General features: G+C 49.4%; 15 protein-coding genes. 6 read left to right on the top strand and 9 right to left on the bottom strand.

Translation table 11 applies throughout. From position 1 onward, the window contains the following. Positions 1-61 precede the first annotated feature (61 nt). Together Q0986_RS00650 and Q0986_RS00645 are read left to right on the top strand one after the other, a co-directional pair. Positions 62-1,063 carry a Rieske 2Fe-2S domain-containing protein gene (locus tag Q0986_RS00650; protein WP_366918476.1) on the top strand — a complete coding sequence of 334 codons (1,002 nt, stop codon included), beginning with the start codon at positions 62-64 and terminating at the stop codon, positions 1,061-1,063. A gap of 113 nt (positions 1,064-1,176) precedes the next feature. Beyond that, positions 1,177-3,705 carry a sigma 54-interacting transcriptional regulator gene (locus Q0986_RS00645; protein ID WP_299402289.1) on the top strand — a complete coding sequence of 843 codons (2,529 nt, stop codon included), beginning with the start codon at positions 1,177-1,179 and terminating at the stop codon, positions 3,703-3,705. Between the two features lie 615 nt (positions 3,706-4,320). On the opposite strand, the gene Q0986_RS00640 is transcribed toward Q0986_RS00645, so the two are convergent. After that, on the bottom strand, positions 4,321-4,743 hold the full coding sequence (locus Q0986_RS00640) for a peptidylprolyl isomerase (RefSeq protein WP_299402287.1): 423 nt from the start codon (positions 4,741-4,743) through the stop codon (positions 4,321-4,323). Between the two features lie 93 nt (positions 4,744-4,836). Between Q0986_RS00640 and Q0986_RS00635 the strand changes: the two genes are divergently transcribed. Together Q0986_RS00635 and Q0986_RS00630 are read left to right on the top strand one after the other, a co-directional pair. Continuing rightward, positions 4,837-5,574 carry a DUF2459 domain-containing protein gene (locus Q0986_RS00635; protein WP_299402285.1) on the top strand — a complete coding sequence of 246 codons (738 nt, stop codon included), beginning with the start codon at positions 4,837-4,839 and terminating at the stop codon, positions 5,572-5,574. A 95-nt stretch (positions 5,575-5,669) separates the two neighbouring features. After that, positions 5,670-6,221: an RNA 2'-phosphotransferase gene (locus tag Q0986_RS00630; RefSeq protein WP_299402282.1), complete on the top strand. Its 552-nt coding sequence runs from the start codon at positions 5,670-5,672 to the stop codon at positions 6,219-6,221. A gap of 503 nt (positions 6,222-6,724) precedes the next feature. Here the strand turns inward: Q0986_RS00630 and Q0986_RS00625 are convergent. Then, positions 6,725-7,120, bottom strand: a complete 396-nt coding sequence (locus tag Q0986_RS00625) for a hypothetical protein (protein WP_299402280.1) — start codon at positions 7,118-7,120, stop codon at positions 6,725-6,727. Positions 7,121-7,359: 239 nt separating this feature from the next. Here Q0986_RS00625 and Q0986_RS00620 point away from each other — a divergent pair, with 239 nt between their 5' ends. Together Q0986_RS00620 and Q0986_RS00615 are read left to right on the top strand one after the other, a co-directional pair. Further along, positions 7,360-8,757 (top strand): AAA-like domain-containing protein, encoded by a 1,398-nt coding sequence (locus tag Q0986_RS00620; RefSeq protein ID WP_299402278.1) that lies wholly within the window; start codon positions 7,360-7,362, stop codon positions 8,755-8,757. After that, entirely contained in the window at positions 8,744-12,241 is a 3,498-nt protein-coding gene (locus tag Q0986_RS00615) for an AAA-like domain-containing protein (RefSeq protein ID WP_299402276.1), read from the top strand. The genes Q0986_RS00620 and Q0986_RS00615 overlap by 14 nt, the downstream gene beginning before the upstream one ends. 51 nt (positions 12,242-12,292) lie before the next feature. Here the strand turns inward: Q0986_RS00615 and Q0986_RS00610 are convergent, their stop codons facing one another. The 7 genes from Q0986_RS00610 to Q0986_RS00580 all read right to left on the bottom strand — a co-directional run bounded on the left by Q0986_RS00610 (position 12,293) and on the right by Q0986_RS00580 (position 18,797). Continuing rightward, positions 12,293-12,910: an FHA domain-containing protein gene (locus tag Q0986_RS00610; RefSeq protein WP_299402273.1), complete on the bottom strand. Its 618-nt coding sequence runs from the start codon at positions 12,908-12,910 to the stop codon at positions 12,293-12,295. A 173-nt stretch (positions 12,911-13,083) separates the two neighbouring features. Next, positions 13,084-13,611, bottom strand: a complete 528-nt coding sequence (locus Q0986_RS00605) for a DOMON-like domain-containing protein (protein WP_299402271.1) — start codon at positions 13,609-13,611, stop codon at positions 13,084-13,086. Beyond that, on the bottom strand, positions 13,608-14,717 hold the full coding sequence (locus Q0986_RS00600; protein WP_299402269.1) for an aminoglycoside phosphotransferase family protein: 1,110 nt from the start codon (positions 14,715-14,717) through the stop codon (positions 13,608-13,610). The genes Q0986_RS00605 and Q0986_RS00600 overlap by 4 nt, the downstream gene beginning before the upstream one ends. A 12-nt stretch (positions 14,718-14,729) precedes the next feature. Beyond that, positions 14,730-16,184, bottom strand: a complete 1,455-nt coding sequence (locus tag Q0986_RS00595; RefSeq protein ID WP_299402266.1) for a serine/threonine-protein kinase — start codon at positions 16,182-16,184, stop codon at positions 14,730-14,732. Positions 16,185-16,210: 26 nt separating this feature from the next. Further along, a complete protein-coding gene (locus Q0986_RS00590; protein WP_299402263.1) occupies positions 16,211-17,200 on the bottom strand; it encodes a LysR family transcriptional regulator in 990 nt (329 codons plus the stop codon). A 257-nt stretch (positions 17,201-17,457) separates the two neighbouring features. Next, entirely contained in the window at positions 17,458-18,327 is an 870-nt protein-coding gene (gene nadC / locus Q0986_RS00585; RefSeq protein WP_299402261.1) for a carboxylating nicotinate-nucleotide diphosphorylase, read from the bottom strand. Between the two features lie 65 nt (positions 18,328-18,392). Then, a complete protein-coding gene (locus Q0986_RS00580) occupies positions 18,393-18,797 on the bottom strand; it encodes an IS1634 family transposase (RefSeq protein ID WP_366918475.1) in 405 nt (134 codons plus the stop codon). Between the last annotated feature and the right edge of the window lie 133 nt (positions 18,798-18,930).

Raw genomic sequence — 18,930 nt, 5'->3', positions numbered from 1 at the left:
ATCTGTCATATTTTTAAAACACGACGAATCTTTCACAATTTTATAGCGAGCAAAGAAGATGATGCGATCTATGCTTCCGGGTGCGCCTTGGCTATTGGCGCACAAGTCTATGTTGCCTATCAATCACCCTCTTAAGGTGTCACTGTACGGGACGGATTATGTGCTTTGGCAAGATGGCTCAGGGACAATACAAGCCCTCCCCAATCGCTGTCCCCACATGGGGGCGATGTTGTCAGAAGGTTGGTGTGAACCCTTGCCAGACAAGGCTGATGAACAATCGGGAATTGTCTGTCCCTTTCATGCGCTGAGGTTTGATGGGGCAGGCTGTACGGTTTTACCCGACTCAGATCAGAAAACATTGCCGCAATTGCAGCCTCTGGAACTGATTATCCAAGGCAATTTTATTTGGTCCTATGGTGGACATAAGCCAAAGATGCCGATTCCCAACATTATGAATGAAATTGCCCAGACCTATGATTTTATTGGACCTGCGGCTGACTATAGCGTCAAGACAGATTTACTGAGTATGTTGCTGGTGATGCATGACTACAACCATCAAAACGGGACTCACCGTGATTTATTTCGGATTACATCCGTGGACTTTCATCAGTTTGTAGATAATGGGCACCAATCCCATGCCCTTTATGACATGGTTACGGATTCCTATAGCTGGAGGGAAAAACTGCGCAAGCCGGACCTGCTGATGATGCCTGACCTAATCAAAGCCCATATAGAAAACCATTTTCCATGCCTGGGAATTTTGCGAGCAGAGACCCCCTTAGGAAAAATAGCCCAATGCCACTTTTTCCTGCCAGAAGCTGAAAACTTAACTCGCACCTATATTCTGCTGTTTGCTCAGCTTCATTATCCTTTTCTGAAACCATTGAGTCGTACTTTTCTCAAGTTTGGTCAAGTCGCAGTCGAACAAGATGTGGATATTTTGGGCAAGCTTTATACGAATTCTCCCAAGCAGATCAAGCTCAATAATGAAGTGGGGATGGATTGGGTGCGGCGTAATTTTGAGCATTTCCCAGAAGTAGTCACCCCTAATTTATCCAAGTAAGGGAAGCAGTAGTATTGTTTTATCCCTGCCGTTGAGCGTTTGATTGAGTTTTGGACTGGGAAGCGGGCGGGGACTGACAAACAATTGCATTCCCATTGGAGAGAACGATACGGATGGCATCCTCAGACGCGGTGACAGCTTGGTTGCAAGCGCATACGGATTTAGATCTCTTTCCAGACAAGATTCTAGATCGTTTGGCGAGAAAGGTAAAAGAACAGACCGTCGCGGCTAATCGGCGGCTGGTCTTGGAAGATACATTACCAGAGGCAGTCTACATCCTCCGTAAAGGCCATCTAGAGAGCTATCGCACCAGCCTGACTGACTCGGCACAAGCCATCAGCTTGCTACCTGGGGCCGTTCTGCATCTATTTGATATCCTGCTCGATCGGCCCACTTCTCAAACCGTCATTACCCTAACGGACTGTGATTTTTGGGTTGTGGCCAAACCCGATCTACTCAGGATTGCGGAGCAATATCCAGAGCTGAATCGTATCGTATCGCAGAAGTTATCTCAGGATTTGGCCCAAGTTTCTCAACAGCTAGCGGATGAACAAGAGCGGCAAGCGATTATGAGACCCTATTTAGTGCCAAAGATTAATCGAGGCATCGTGGGTTCAAGTCGCTATGCGAAACGGTTGCGAGAGCAGCTCAAGGAAGCAGCCCAAACCCGTGATTCGGTGCTGATTTTTGGTGAACCCGGTCTAGAAAAAGATAATGCTGCCTCGCTGATTCACTTTGGTTCTGCTTGGCGGCGAGAGCCCATGGTGAAAATTAACTGCAACACCTTGCAATTGAGTGGAGCGGATTTATTTGGCCGGGTAGGCGGTAAACCCGGACTCTTGGAAGCAGTCGGTGAGGGGACTATCCTCCTCAATAATATTCAGGAACTTCCCCAAGAGCTATGTCCCCCCCTGCGGCAATTATTGGAGACTCAGACCTATTCTCCTGTTCAACGAGAGGGGAGTCCTGTTCAACCTCGTCAAAGCAAAGCACGTATCATCTTTACGTCCGAACAAATTCAGCCGGAACTAGACGGGTTGATTGCCTATCGGATTAAAATGCCCCCTTTGCGGGTGAGTAAAGCTGATTTAGGGGCTCAGGTTGAGTACTATATTAGTCTAATTACAAAGGAACAGGGAATTGCCAAACGCCAGGTGACACCAGAGGCTTTAAGGCGTTTGCAAAGCTATAACTTTCCAGGAAATATTGTTGAGTTGCAAAGCTTGGTGGAGCGTGCGATCGCACAATCGTCTCCCAACGAAGATCTCACTGCAGAAATCTTTTGGGCGGCTCAAGATCGCCAGCAACGCTTCCGCCTCAACCTGTTGAATGCCAACCCTTGGTTGCGTCGTTTTCTCCGCAGTCCCTGGTGGCCCACCCGCATTAACTATGGGTTAGTCTTACCTCTGTTTATTTTTGTGGTGATTATTCTATTTGTGGGTCCCCAGCAGCGAAGTCAGAACTTTGCCTTGAACTTATTTTGGGCCTGGTGGTGGCCGTTGATATTAATTGGGTTTCCCTTTGTGGGCCGCCTCTGGTGCTCCGTCTGTCCCTTTATGATTTGTGGTGAACTGTTGCAAAAACTGTCTTTATGGCTGGTACCCAGGCAACTGCAGCGCTGGCCTCGGCAGCAGGCAGAGCAGTGGGGGGGCTGGTTCTTGTTTGGTTTGTTTGCCTTGATTTTTCTCTGGGAGGAGCTGTGGAATTTAGAGGATACGGCCTATCTGTCTAGTTGTCTGCTGTTGCTGATTACAGTGGGGGCAGTGATTTGTTCACAGATTTTTGAACGGCGGTTTTGGTGTCGGTATCTCTGTCCCATTGGGGGCATGAATGGCTTATTTGCCAAACTGTCCATGACAGAGCTGAGGGCACAACAAGGCACCTGTTCTGCCGAGTGCAATACCTATCAATGCTATAAAGGTGGACCTGAAAAAGGAGAAGGTCAGGAAACAGACGGTTGCCCTCTGTACTCCCATCCCGCTCAGTTGGAAGATAACCGAGATTGTGTGCTGTGTATGACCTGCCTGCAGGCGTGTCCCCACCGCTCGGTCGAGTTCAATTTGCGACCACCCGGCATTGAATTATGGACAACCCATACGCCGCGGATCTATGAGGTTGCGCTTCTATTACTTTTATTAGGAGGGATCTTCCTACATCGCCTGCCTGAACTGCAAGCTTGGATCGGTTTGGATTTGCATTTGCAGCAATTTTCAACTCATTTATTGGTGTCAGTATTGGTTTTGGGGATAGCTGCCATTATGCCTCTCCTCTCCCACCAAGTCTTATGTCAGCTCAGCCACAGCCTCAAACCACGGCCATTTCAAGAGTTGGTCTATGGCTATTTACCCCTTGTCCTAGGCGGTACTTTAGCCCATTATTTACGCTTAGGATTAACAGAAGCAGGGCAAATTTTACCCGTCACTTGGGCCACCTTTGGTCTATCAGGGACAGGACTACCCGTATGGATTGCCCATCCGGCAGTCATTCGTTTTCTACAAGGCAGCACCCTATTGTTTGCAGTCTTCTTCACGTGGGTCCTGACTCAGAAGATAGCGCGTCAGCCCATTGTAGTCCTACTCCCTCAGCATTTAACCAGCCTGGGATTGGGCTTCTGTTTATGGTCAGTGATTGTAGGAATGTGAAGTCACGTTGCTGAAATCAAGCGTGCCTTCATACTGTTGTACAGACAATTAGCTATGCTTTTGAACGCGATCCGTAAAAGCACCTGATAACCACATCAGCGCAAACATTAAAAGGGATAGCATTGACGCATGACAGAACACTGTAAGCATATCGATAAAAGCCATCGGTTTGTTCTCCATTTACCTGTTAAGGCTTAGTATGCTTAAGCTCAGCGCAGAAGGCAGTGATCGATTTCTGAGGGCTTGGTGATAGTCATCACGCAAATCCAAGGCAGTATTTATAACAGATTTACAACCAGAAAAATAGGTCACACTTAAGTCAATAGAGTGGATGATGCTAAGGCTAGCATCATCCACTCTATATCTCCTGCACCATACTCAATCCATGAAGATGGAAGCTCACTAACAGCACCCTCACTCCCAACTCACGCGTCTTAAATGAGCAACGCGTCGCTCATTAGCAACTACGCCAAAATACAGAAAGCGGAGATTAAGATGAACCACCAAGCTTGACAGAAATCCTCAAGAGCCGAATGCCCTAACCTATCGTTAGAGCAAATTGCACCCAGTCCAATCCGTTACGCAATCTTGCTGGGTCACTACGCCCTTCTGGCCTTATTCAGCAGCAATTTTGATGGACAGAATCTGATCGCCCTGGCGAATGGCATTCACCACATCCATATCTTGGGTTTGCCCAAAAGTGGTATGAACGCCATCTAAATGGGGTTGTGGCGCATGACAAATAAAGAATTGGCTCCCACCCGTATCGCGGCCAGCATGGGCCATCGATAAGGTTCCGGCTTGATGCTTGTTCGCGTTGATTTCACACTTAATGGTGTAGCCTGGTCCTCCTGTACCTGTACCCTGGGGACATCCCCCTTGGATCATAAAATTGGGAATGACACGGTGGAATGATAAGCCATCATAAAAACCTTTGTTGGCTAAATCCACAAAGTTCTGAACGGTATTAGGGGCATCTTGATCGAATAGATCAAGATGAATGGTGCCTTTGTTCGTTTCCATAGTGGCTTTGGTCATGTTTGTACCCCGATATTTTCTGCGACTCTGGCATCCTATCTTGGGACCATGGTGAATGCAATCTACCCTCACTAGAACGATTGGTGAACGCCGATGCAATTGAGACAGTTTTTGCAGAGAAAGGCAGGACAGGTCAGGGCTGTGATTCGTCAACGGCGTCGGTGTCTTGGCATCTTACTGCTCCTGAATGGCGGCTTATGGGGTATGCCAGCTCTATATATGGCCGTGTTTACTCCTCCAAGTCCGACGATTGAACTCCCGAATCTTGATACGCTCAAGCAGGCAAAATATGATATCTACGTGGTCAATTGGGGGTTTCATACAGCCCTGATCTTGGAACAACCGCAGGGCTGGCGTTTGGGGCCGACAAATCATGCTCAGGCTCGATATGTTGAATATGGCTGGGGAGATAAGCGCTTCTTTATGTTATCGGACACTTCCATTCCAACGACGTTGGCAGCAGGGGTGTTACCGACGGCTTCCGTGATGTATTTGAGAGGACGCGAGACACTGCCCCAGCCGCAGTATGCTCGGCAGCTTTATCACCGGCAAATTACTCCGCAACAGCTACATTCTCTGCTTCGATCCCTGGAGCAAAGCTTTCAACGAACGACTAATGGTGAGCGGGTGGCTCCCTATCCCCAGGTCCCTAGATTTGCAGGTCAGTTTTATCCTGGTCGTGAGTATTATGTGATTTGGTCTGATTGCAATGCCTGGACGGTTCGGCAATTGCAAGCGATCAACGTCGCCCAAGCTTATTTTCCGGTTATTTTATCTGAACAAGTAGGACCTAGCTTAACCGGATTTGAACTGATTAAAGGTGCAAAATAGACAGATCAGGTCAGAAAACATCATATCTCCTCCTTGCTTCACAAAATCTGTTTGATATAGCCTCTTTTCATATTCTTTCAACACTGTTCAACGTTATGGATCAACAGCTAAAATCTGTCAGCAAGTTTCTCAGTTATGTTCTCCGTCATCGACCCGATGCGATTGGTTTAGAACTTGACGCTGGGGGATGGGCTGCTGTCTCAGAGCTGATTCAATGTGCAGCTCAACACGATCGCATTCTTTCTGAAGACCTGATCCAACAGGTCGTGGCCTCTAATGACAAACAACGGTTTCGCTTAAGTCCAGATGGCCAATCCATTCGTGCAAGTCAAGGACATTCCCTTCCTGTGAACTTAGATTTGCAGTCTTTGTCCCCGCCTCCTGTTCTCTTTCATGGAACAGCGACCCGCTTTTTGACATCTATTATGGCTGAGGGTTTGTTGCCCTCAGGCCGGCAGTATGTTCATTTATCTGGCGACTTTGACACTGCGATCGCAGTCGGCAGACGCCACGGCCACCCCATTGTCTTGGAAATCGATACTCAACAAATGCAAATAGATGGACATCAGTTCTATCAGTCCGAGAATGCCGTCTGGCTCACGCATCATGTCCCTGCAAAATACTTCTTAAATGGGAATAACAAATAATAATCTCAGATGTGCGAAAAGCAACTATTGTCACTACAGAATAAACGCCTTACAATAGCACTATTGCCAGATAGCTATAAATCAATATTTTTCGTTAATTGCTGACAACAAGAATACCCAAACATCAGTACATAAAATCAAACAAATATTTGCAGCTAGCGCCTGTTTTACTATGAATTTTCAAGCTTTTTTTTTAGCCCTTAGCATTATATTAATCAGTGGACTCAGCGTCTCTGCATACAGACTTGTTGTTTCCCAGCAGATTCAGACTCCACCGCAACAAACTCATCCCGATTGTAAATATCCACCCTGCGATTAACCGCAACGTCTCGCCACTACATCAGTTCTGTTTCTGTTGAGTATTTCAGGCGGTTCTACCCAAGCGACAGGAAAAAAAGCTGCTCAGCCCCGTCGGATCAAAATCCTGGATAGCTGAGCAGCATCATTAGAGGCGTACAGGGGTACGACTAAGTCAACTGTTTAATCTGCTTCACCCACTGTATTTAATCATCATCATCACCGCCGTGGTTTTTACGGTCAAACCAGCGGTCAATCCTATGGGGGAAACGATCCTGTCTTCCCCACCGATCACGGCGTCGACGCCAGTAGTAATCATCCTGGCGACGGCGTCGCTGGCGCCAATAACGATCCCGCCAGCGACGCTCTTGTCGGCGCTGCCGGCGATAGTCGCGCTCATCATAGGGTTCACGGCAATAAATGCGGCCGTATCGACGCCAACAATACCGCTTACCCCAGCGTTTGCGATCTGCAACTAATGTTGCCTGATCTTCCGCACTTTGGGGAGTACTTGTTTGGCTGCGGATCACCGCTTGTGCAGGTGGAATGACCGTTGCACTTATGATCATCGCAGCAGCCAACATCACAGAGGATTTAGCCATTGCTTTACTTCTCAGCTTTATCAGGGACTCTCAGGTGCTAGATTAGTTTCAAAGGGTAAAACATGTCAGTCTAAAAATAACAATTTCCAAGGTTCAATAAATAGAGAACAAATGATGTGCAAGTGGACAAATGTAGAACTAAGTAGAAGTGAGAGGCCTTAGAATAATGATCATTTCCCTAGAAAATAATACTATTAGTGCTAATTTTGGCACTTCAATTGAGTGGGTCATGATGACAGATGAAACCGCAAAACTGGGATAGTTTTTTAAGGCAGATTGCTCAAGATTTTCGCTTAACGGGTAAGGTTAAAAACATTTTTCTTGTCCGTTTTGCCTATGAAAATTGGCGTAAACAAGATAAAGAAGTGTGGCCGCTGGCCCAGGCAGCCAGTCATGAATCCTATAAAAAACAGATGACATCGGTTTACGCGACCTTTGCCAATGCTGATGGATGCCTAGAACTGGACTCATTGAGCAAGGGGCCTGGGAAATTCAATATTCTGAGAGATTGGTTACAGGAAACGCGATATCCAGAATGGCTCCAGTCTTGGCCTGCAACGTCTTCTCCAGATTTATCCATTTGCAATTATCGAACGCCACTCCCCGCAGAGTCCCCGTTTTATATGGACAGACCCCCCATTGAAACAGACTGCATGCAAGCGATCCAGCAACCTGGTGCCCTGGTTCGGATTAAGGCACCTGCCCAAATGGGCAAAACCTCATTACTGCGAAAAGTCCTATCCCATGCAAGTACCGCTGACTATCAGCCAGTTTACTTAAACTTCCGCGAGGCGGAGACATCTATTTTTGAGACCTTAGACAAGTTTTTACAGTGGTTTTGCGCCAATATCTGCCGAGAATTGGAGTTGCCGCCGCAATTAGACCAGTATTGGGCAGAGGAACTCTACGGTAGCTTAATCAGCTGCAAGACTTATATCCAAACCTATTTGCTGCCTCGCATTGAAGTGGCGCTAGTTTTGGGGTTAGACAATGTGGATCGTCTCTTTGAATACCCCCATATTGCCCAAGACTTTTTACCAATGTTGCGATCCTGGAACGAAGAAGCAACCACTCAAACTTCATGGCAAAAAATCCGCTTAGTGATTGCTCACGCCACGGAAATCTATATTGAGCTAGATGCTCACCAATCGCCTTTTAATGTGGGGTGGCCGATCAAATTATCGGGCTTTACTGTAGCGCAGATGCAGAAATTAGCCCATCTTTATCGAATTAATACTCAGATCGAGACAGAGGCTCCTAATTTCTTGAGCCGCCTAGAATCCTGGATTGATGGACATCCCTATCTGGTCCATCTCACCTTTGATGCCCTTCGTCGTCAGGATATCGTTATGGATGAACTGTTTCACCAAACAGCTACTCAAAGCAGCATCTACAGCGATCATTTACGCGGGCTTTGGCATACCTTACAAGGCCAACCGCAATTGGCAACGGCCATGCATCGAGTGGTGACAGCTGATCCTGACGTTCCATTAGAACCAACTCAAGCCTACCAACTCGAAAGTATGGGACTCATTCATTTGGTGGGAGATCGGGCGCGGCCCAGTTGTGAGCTGTACCAACAGTACTTCGCCAATCTGTCGTTGGATCCTGATGAGTTTAACCATGCCAGCCTATAAGGTCGGAGGCAGCCTAGACTACAACCATCCATTTTATGTCAGCCGCCAAGCCGACACAGCACTGATCACAGCGCTTGAGGAGGGTGATTTTTGCTATGTGTTTAATAGTCGACAGATGGGCAAGTCAAGCCTGAAAGTGCGGGCCATGCATCGGCTGACAGGGCCTACCTGTCATTGTGTCTCGATTGATATGACCCTTTCTGGCAGCCAAGTCAGCTATCGGCAATGGTATACCGGCCTAATTGTGCAGTTATGGCAGGGGTTGGCTTTAACCGAGCGGCTGAGTCTGAAGGCCTGGCTACAAGACCAGGCTGAGTTATCGCCCGTCCAACAACTCAAGCATTTTTTGGATGAAGCGTTGAGGATCTACTTCCCCCAAGACAAAATTTTTATTTTTATTGATGAAATCGATAAAACGCTGAGTTTACCATTTGCAGTCGATGACTTTTTTGCGCTGATTCGTTGGCTTTATAATCAGCGTGCCGAGAGTGTTGAGTATAAACGCCTAACCTTTACCTTGTTTGGCGTTTCGACACCTTCGGATCTGATTCAAGACAAAACCCAAACACTTTTCAATATTGGTCATGCGATTGAACTCACGGGCTTCACTGGCGCAGAGGCTCAGCCTTTAGCCCCAGGTTTACAGACTGCTGCCGAGAATCCTGAGGCTGTCTTAGGAGAAATTTTGGATTGGACGGGGGGACAGCCTTTTTTGTCTCAAAAGCTCTGTCAACTGGTGGTGCAGTCAAACTCATATATTGAGGCAGGCACGGAACGGGCGGCAATCGCAACGTTAGTGCGATCGCAAATTCTCGACCATTGGCCCACCCAAGACGAACCCGTCCACCTGCGAACCATCCGGGATCGGCTCCGCCATCACCCAGAGCGAACCGGCCAATTACTAGGGTTATATGGCCAAATTTTGGACCAACACACCGTCACCGCCGATGGTAGTGCTGCGCAATGTGAACTGCAATTGTCCGGGCTGGTCGTCAAACGGCAGGGGATGTTGACCGTTTATAACCGGATTTACCGTCAGATTTTCGACCATCACTGGATTGAGCAAGAACTCGCTGCCCTTCGCCCCTATTCCGAAATGATGAATGCTTGGGAAGCCTCCCAGCGCCAGGACACCTCTCGACTGCTACGCGGGAAAGCGCTGCAAGATGCGTTGGCTTGGTCTCAGGATCAACAGCTCAGCAACCAAGACTATCAGTTTTTAGCCGCAAGCCAAGCACTAGATAAACAAGTGGCCATTGACGTTGAGCGTAAAGCCAGAGACTTAGAGCGCCTCGCCACCCAGTTAAAGGCAGAACAGCAGGCCAAACAGATCTTAGCCACTGCCTATGCAGATGCGAAACAAAAACTGCGGTTAGGCACTGGCATTCTGGCATTATCCCTAATCGGCGCAGTGGCTTCTTCGCTTTGGGTCAACCATGCCCTGCAACAGCAGCAAACGGCCCAAACGAAATCGATTGAATGGGCAGGTAAAAGTGCGTTACAACAATTCGACTTTGACCAAATTGCAGCCTTGCAAACCGCCATGGAAGCAGGAGAGAACCTACAGCCGTTGGTGCAGAACCACCCTTCGTTACAAACCTACCCCACCACTACCCCCCTGATTGCCCTGCAAGAAATTTTGCAGCATATTTGGGAGCGCAACCGTTTAGAAGGCCATAGCGCCACCATTAATAGCATTAGTTTTAGTCCCAATGGCCAGCACATTGCCACCGCCTCCCGCGATGGCACAGCCCGATTATGGACGCTGCAAGGACAGACGCAACAGGTGCTGAGAGGCCATGACGGCGATGTGTATAATGTGGCCTTTAGCCCCGATGGCCAGACCCTTGCCACTGCATCCCAAGATCGCACGATTCGTCTCTGGACACTCTCTGGCCAAACATTACGGATCCTAAACGGGCATGGGGATGATATTTATGATTTGAACTGGAGCGCCGATGGTCAATGGATCGTCTCCGCGTCTAAAGATGGAACAGCCCTGGTCTTTGATCGCCAAGGCCAACAACGGGTCCGCTTTCAACAGCATCAAGATTCCATTTATGCCGTGAGCTTTAGTCCTGATAGTCAACGGATTGCAACCACCTCTCGCGACGGCACGATCCGGGTATGGACGGTGCAAGGCCGGCAACTCTTGGTCTTAAAAGGCCACCAAGGATCCGTCTTCGATGTCAGTTTTAGCCCCGATGGCCAGCAGATTGCCACTGCCTCTGAGGATCAAACGATTCGTCTTTGGAGTTCACAAGGCAAGCTATTACGGGTTTTGAGAGGCCATCAAGGGGCTGTTTACGATGTTCACTTTAGCCCGAGCGGTAACGTGTTGGCCTCGGCCTCTGGCGATAAAACAATTCGCCTATGGAGCACCACAGGTCAGTCCTTACACATTCTGAGAGGGCACCAAGGGGCTGTTTTCAGTGCCCGTTTTAGTCCCAATGGGACCCTGCTGGCCACCGCATCCAACGATGAAGATAATGCCCATGTGTGGCACGTTCATACCGCTTGGCTCCAGCGACAGCAGCAGCAACATCAGCGCAGAATTAAAAGCCTTAGCTTTAGTCTAGACGGCCAGCAACTAGTGACCGCCTGGAATGACGGTGTTGTGACGGTGGAAGATTCAGCGCAGCGGCTCCTTCACAAAATGCAGAGCGATTTTAAAACCATTAGCAGCCTGAGCTTTCATCCACAGGCGCAACTGCTGGCCACTGCCACAAAGCACGGCCAAGTCAGCTTACACCGCCATAACCTCCCTCTACAGACCTTTCAAGCACATCAAGACACCATTTACAGTGTCCAAATCAATCACAAGAGCGATCGGGTGGCGACGGCCTCTCGGGATGAAACTGTCAAACTATGGGATTTAAAGGGAAAACAGCAGGCTCTACTCCAAGGTCATCAAGGGGCGGTGTATCGTCTTCGCTTCAGTCCCGACGATCGCCTACTCCTGACCACTTCTGCGGATGGCACCGCTTGGCTGTGGTCTGCACAGGGCAAATCGCTGGTTCGGTTGCCTGATCATCAAGGCGCAGTTTATGACGGCCATTTCAGCCCCGATGCTCAAACCATTGCCACCGCCTCTGAGGATGGCAACATTCGGCTATGGACGGTGCAAGGCCAGCTCCTACGTGTCTTTCGGGATCAGCCCAGCTCTGTCTATCGATTGCGCTTTAGCCCTGATGGTCAACGCATTGCCTCGGGTTCAACCGACGGAGTCATTCAAATTTGGGATACTCAAGGCCAGTTACTCATGGAATTTGAGGGCCATGCAGCCACCATTCAAGATCTGCAATTTAACGCCGAGGGGCAACGCTTAACGAGCGCCAGCCATGATGGGTGGGTTCAAGTTTGGCAACTGGCTGATTCCCCAGAACAACATTTACAAGCCCTGTTAAGACGTGGATGTACTTGGCTCGCAGACTACCACGTGAGTCATCCCCAACAGCGCCTCTCTATTTGTCGCCCAGAATAGTTACTGAAATTAAACGAACTATCACCGATGGGGACTCGGCAGATCAATTCTTTAGGAGGTTGCGGGCTTCGAGATCTTAAGTGATTTTTTAAAGAACATGGTTGGCCCTAGTTCATCCTCAGCCGTAGTCGATGCAGCGGCCATGCCGTTCCCTTCCGCTTGGGAGAGAGGGGCATTGGCGGCATGAGGCAACGTCCCTCGAATATCCAAGTTGTCGAAACGAGCTGAGTCTAACTCAGAGAGCGGAAGTGTTAGTTCACGATAGGAAACTTTGATATCGCCCAGCATAACGGTGTCGCCCTCAGTCAGGGTATGGGAGGTATTACGTTTGCCATTTACCACCACACCGTTCGTACTGAGTTGGCCGGTGGCATCACCATCCACAATTCTGTAGTTATAGTCTGAGCTAGTAGCGCCTGGAATCCGTAAAAGCATGGCATGAAAGCGAGACACAGATTTCGATGCAGGCAATACGATCGTATTCTTCTTATCCCGGCCTAGAGAATAGGTAGGCGCCTCGAGTAAAATGCAGCGCACGCCTTCTTGTTCTTCAATCATCAAGACATGATGGCACTCTTGAGTCCCAAGTTGAGGAGAAGTAGGAGCTTGTACATTCATAATGATGGGAGTCGAAAGACGAACTACACGATGACAACCAGCGTTTGTCATTAGTCCTAAGGTAAAAGCGCAAAGCACCCTATAGCCACCGTAAAAACCCGGAAGTTTACCCGTTATCGTCTATTTATAAAGAAGGTTGCATCGATCTTAAGGTTCCCACCTCGCCAGGGAAAACGTGAGGAGACATCACTGCTTTGGCGTTCTACGAGAGCAAGGGCAGCTGCCTAGATCTGGAGAATAAAGCTCTCTCGTCGATGAAAATCAGCTTCGGAACCTGGGTGAGTTAAAGCCCAGTAAGAGAGCTGCCCTTGAGCAGATTGAATCACTGCACAAATTCCGACTTCTAAGGGCTGTGATGGGGCCATAAGGTCAGCAAGATTAAACCTTAAGGAGAGCGTCAACCGGGATGCGTCTGACGCCACCTGCAACGAAACAGCGTCCACGGCTAAGGCTTCGCGTAAGTTTTGGCGATAATCCTCTAAATGAAAAACATTCCAGTCCCCTGCGGGCGAGAGATTAAATTCCCAGTAGTGGGGCTGATTGGGGAGACCCAGGAAAAATTCCAAGCAGGTCGCCTCCCACAGATTGTATTGACGGGTGGGCGATAAGGACGGAGAGGGGATCCGGACTTGTTCGAGATGACCGGATACCGTGTATGCGATCGCAAGTTGCTCCCCGTTTCGGTCCAAGGTACCGGAAATCGTAATATCTGGATGGGGTGAAGCAAAGGGCTGGAGGGTAAAGGCAGTCATCGCAGCGATTGAATCAGGGCATGAATCTCTTGAGCTTGGGCTTCGATACTCTCCGCCAGTTTGAACTGAACTAAGGCCCGGTTGAGATTATGGTCAGGATGCTTCACCTTGAAGTAGACATTGCCAGCCAGATAATCCGTAAAGAACCGCAGCCCCAGCTCAAAGGCAATCAGGCGCACTGCATCGTAAAGGTAGTCATAATCATGATCCGTCAGAAAGGATTGAGCAACCGCCAAATAGCCCTGCAAGATCCGCTGACAACGCTGCAGGTCAAACTGTACCATTTCCCACTGCTCCGTTTCTTCCCCCAAAGGGTTGCAGCCGGAGCGGAGACAGTCGCCGATATCGTAGTGGACTAACCCCGGCTTCACCGTATCTAGATCGATCACACTCACCGCCTGTTGGGTATCGGTATCCATCAAGATGTTGTTGATCTTGGGATCTCCGTGCATCAGGCGCAATTGGAGCTTGCCTTCGGCTTTGGCGGTTTCGAGAATATCGGTATCTTGCTTGCGATCGCGAATAAACTGCAAACAATATTCCACTTCCGGCGTTAGCTCGACCTGAGTATCCTGGACCTGCTCAAACTGCTGTAGGTATTGAGGCGTAATATGAAAGCCCTCTAGGGTATCTGCTAGCTGCTCTGCGGGCAGATCGCTAATCAGATGGTGAAACATCCCCAGGGCATAGCCCATCTCCTCCGCCTGATCCGGCGTTGTAATCTCCTGCAGGGCTTGGGCCGTTTCGATATAGCTCATGGCCCGCCAAAAGTCACCGTCAGGACTGATCCAATAATCCTGCTGGGCGGGCGTCAAGAGAACCCGAGGGACTTCCCAACGCCGTTGACAGGTATCGGTTTGCAATCGCTGACACACATGCTCCGAATAGGTGCGAATATTCCGCATCACCAGTTGGGGGTGCTGGAAGACCTGGGTATTGATGCGTTGCAAAATAAACCGCTGATCCGTCACCACATCCAAGGTCACCAGAAAGGTACTGTTGATATTGCCTTGACCAAATTCTTGAATATTAACGACGGTTCCTGCAGGCTTAAATTGCTCTGCGACAACCCAAGGAGACGAACCGGAGGGAAGGGAATCACTCATAAGAATCAGGACTTAAAGAAACCGAGAGACAACACTATAAATCAGTCGAAACACCAGGCTCAGCGTCATCAGCACTAAAGCAGACACCGCACCCAGTAACACAATGGCTTGAATGGGGTTGCCCCCTTGTAGCACTGGGACAAAGGCAATGATCCCCAAGGAGAGTCCAGCAATAATGGCTAGATCCACCCGTTCAATCCATCGTTGCCATTGGCAATAGACCAAAACAGCGACGAGTCCCAACCAAAACCCCCCGCTAATCAGGGTGGTACCTAAGAAGCTGGTGAGGGCAACAGCCAAAACCCCGCCTTCAAACCCCGTAAAGGCTGCCCCTCCTAACAAACGCACCAGCGAAAAAGGGGCAGAGGGAGATGGAACGCTGACCGCAGCCGGAGTGGGCTGGGGTGGAGCGGCAGGGGCCGACGGCGAGGCAGAAACCACCGCTGGAGATGGCGCTTGGGGAGCTGGCCGACTAGAAGACGGGTTCAAGCTAGTTGGGGACTGACTCAACTCGGCTAACACGTCTGCGGCAGACTGAAATCGTTTCTGCGGCGAGGTCTCCAACATCCGATCCAGCAGAAGAGCCAGCCGATCACTGACCTGGGCATGGGGTCGCCACTGCCATTGGTTCTGGGATGTGTCAAATAAATCGTTGGGCGCTTGCCCCGTCAAGAGCACCATACAGGTGACGGCCAAGGCATAGAGATCCGAAGAGGGAAAGACCTGATTGCCGTGGGTTTGCTCGGGGGGCGCATAAAAGGGGGTATAGATACTGGTGCCTTTGCTGGGGGTGGGGGCAGCCACATTGGCAACCTGTTTCACCGCGCCGAAATCCAGCAGATACAGCAGCCCCTCTCCCGTTTGAGTCATATTCGTTTGCATATGACGCATAATGTTCGAAGGCTTAATATCTCGGTGAATCGAACCATTCTCATGCACAAACTGGAGGACAGGCAGGATTTCTTGCAGCAGTTCGTAGATGTCCTGCTCCTTCAATTGATTTTTATCTTCTAACTCTTCTTCCAGGGTTTGGCCGTCGATAAATTCTTGCACCAGATAGAAAAACTCTTCAGCAGGCTGCGACCCTCGACTGGAGACAGGCAGTTCAAAAAAGGCAAATAAATCGGGGATTTGCGGATGCCGACCCAGCTTTTCTAAGACTTCAGCTTCCCGATGAAACAGGCTTTGGGCCATTTGCATCTGGCTAGGCCCCAGCCCCGTAGGTTGGAACTGTTTAACGACACATTGGCGTAGACCTGGGGTGTAGCGATCGCAAGCCAGAAACGCCGCCCCAAATCCGCCTTGTGCCAGCAGCCGGGACGGTAAATATCGCCCGATTAGAATCAACGGCATACCACAGCTCAAGCAAAACTTTTGCTGCACGGTTTTGAGGGTCTGGGGATCGTCTAGGTCTGCGAAAAAGTTACTTGGGCGCTGACAGCTAGGGCGGGTACAGTAAATCTCCATTGCAGAGTTGCAGTTACTCGCAGAAACTAATTGGTAGCAGAGGTGACAAGTTCAGCATCACCAGAGGCGTTCGTCAGTTGTTTGAGTTCTGAAGATAGCGTACTAAATTTGGGCAAAATCTCTGTAATAAAAATCTCCGCTGCTTTAGAGCGATATCGGTTGGGATTGATAATCAGGGACAATATCCTTTTTATCGCAACATTCTCAATTTTGACACGCTTTAAGCTGCCCAACTCTAGCTCTTTTTCAATTGCGGATGTGGAGACAAAAGCCGCTCCTAGACCCGATTGAACTGCATTTTTGATCGCTTCAATCGAATTGAGTTCCATTTCAATTTTTAATAAACGCGGATCAATATTGCCCCGCGTCAGAATTTGATCAATCACCTTGCGAATAGTGGACTGGGCATCCAAGGTAATAAAGCTGAGTTTATACAGATCTTCTCGCTGAATCACAGCAGTCTCGGCCAGAGGGTGGGATTCCGGCAAGATCAACGCCAGTTCATCCTCGGCATAGGCCGTCACTTCTAAAGATTCTTGCAATTCTAGGGGCACTTCGCCCCCGATAATAGCTAAATCCACCTGGCCATTGACAATGCTCCAGCAGGTGCGACGGGTGGAATGAACATGCAGTTGGACCGCCACATCGGGATAAGCCTGACGAAATAAGCCGATCAGGCGAGGCATTAGGTAGGTTCCCGTGGTTTGGCTGGCCCCAATCACCAGCGTACCGCCCTGTAAGTTCTGCAAGTCCTCGATCGCACGGCAGGTTTCCTGACAGAGAGCTAGAATTTTATCGCCATAATCGAGCAACAGATGACCCGCTTCCGTCAGTTGAGCCCGACGCCCGCCTCGGTCAAATAAAGGAACCGCTAATTGACGCTCTAAGTTCTGGACTTGAAGACTGACGGCGGGTTGGGAGACATATAAACTATCGGCAGCGCGTTTAAAGCTCCCCTCCGCAGCAATGGCTTTGAGAATGCGGAGTTGATCAAGCGTAAACGGAAGGTCAGACATGGGGGATGACCTGCATGTAAGACAATAAAATTCGTGCAGTAGTCAAGATATTCTAAGTTAACCGCAAAATGTGGCGGGTCGCACTGTTTGTTGATTCCTGCATACCCGCTGAGCAGGGTTCTGAGGATAAATGTTTGCGTTGAACCATAGGACTAAACCCGCTGGAAACCGTTCCAAGCCTACCGATATCAAACACCCAGGGTTTGATGCGAGTAATTCTTAAGTTTTATTGCTGAAACCCAGAAATCAGTAGGTGATCACAGGGATCCGTCTAGAAGCTTGAGGCTGAAATCGAGCCATCGGGCTTGGGTAATCGGGGCACTGGTGGAAATATAATCAACTCCCGTTTCAGCGACGACCCGCAGGGTCTGCAAATTGATATTGCCGGAGGCTTCAATTTTGAGCACTGGGCGACTAGAGCGAATCAATTTGACGGCAGCTTGCATTTGCTCAACGGCCATATTGTCCAGCATGATGATGTCGATGGGGTGGTTTAAGGCTTGCTGGACCTGTTCTAGGGTTTCTGTTTCGACTTCAATCGCTAGTGGAAACGGGATTTGCTGACGGACACAACGCACGGCTTCGCCAATCCCCCCGGCAGCCACGATATGGTTATCCTTGATCATAACGGCATCATCCAGGCCCATACGGTGATTGATGGCTCCGCCGACTTGGGTGGCGTATTTTTCTAGGATTCTGAGACCAGGGGTGGTTTTGCGAGTATCCACCAGCTGGGTGGGGAGATCGGCAATTTGATCAGTATAGGTGCGAGTGAGAGTGGCGATTCCACTCAAGGGCATGATCAGGTTGAGGGCGACTCGTTCCCCCATCAGTAGGGCACTCATGGGGCCTTTTAACTGCGCCACAACGGTTCCCGATGGACAAACCTCCCCATCTTCGACGAGAGGCTGCACTTCAATATCTGGACTGAGAAGGTAAAAGATCCGCTGAAATAGAGGTAACCCGGCCAGCACGCCGGATTGCTTGAGACGGAGTTCGGCTTGACCCCAGGCGTCTGCTTCAGTGGGCCATAAGGCTTGAGTGGTGCGATCGCCCCGGCCAATGTCTTCCATGAGCCAGGCTTGTAACTGCGGGTCTAACGTCAGCCAGGGAGGTAAATTTGCCACAGGTGTCCAATCACGATGCCGTTTTCGATGCAATTATACGCTTGATCCCACATTCAGCAGGTTAGCTAACAGAGCAGATAATATTTCTGACAAGCCCCGCTAAGGAAAGGCAAAATCAGTCTCTGTCTGTCATTGAGCTTGATAAGATGCATGACACCATCCAACCGAACTAAATGGACGGCCTGAAAGCATTGCAGAATCCACCGTAATGTGGTCGTTTGAGTGGGTTTGCCCTTCTGATTGGGGAGTGTTTCTTGTGCTTGCTCTAATGCCTGTCGTAATTGTCGTTGCCCTAAGCTATAGACCATCAAACACAACGCCATGATCATGGCCACGGCAACAATACGTCGAGGTGTTTTCAAGAACACGCTAGCGGCAAAGAAGAGTGGATCTTTGATCAAGCGAAAGCCTCGTTCGCACGCCTGCTGGTTCTTGTACTCACGCAAAATATCATCATGGCTCCATTGCACTTGTTCCAAGAGATTAGTGGCCAAGATTAAACGTTCTCCCCGTTGTCTTACTGGTGCCTGTGGCAATTACCCGCGCTTGATTCGCCCCCTCAGGAATGCCGATATCGCCTTCATGAGGATGAGCCGGGAAATA

Source organism: Acaryochloris sp. IP29b_bin.148 (assembly GCF_028285565.1).
Classification (GTDB): domain Bacteria; phylum Cyanobacteriota; class Cyanobacteriia; order Thermosynechococcales; family Thermosynechococcaceae; genus Acaryochloris.
This window is presented reverse-complemented; position numbering and strand designations above follow the sequence as displayed.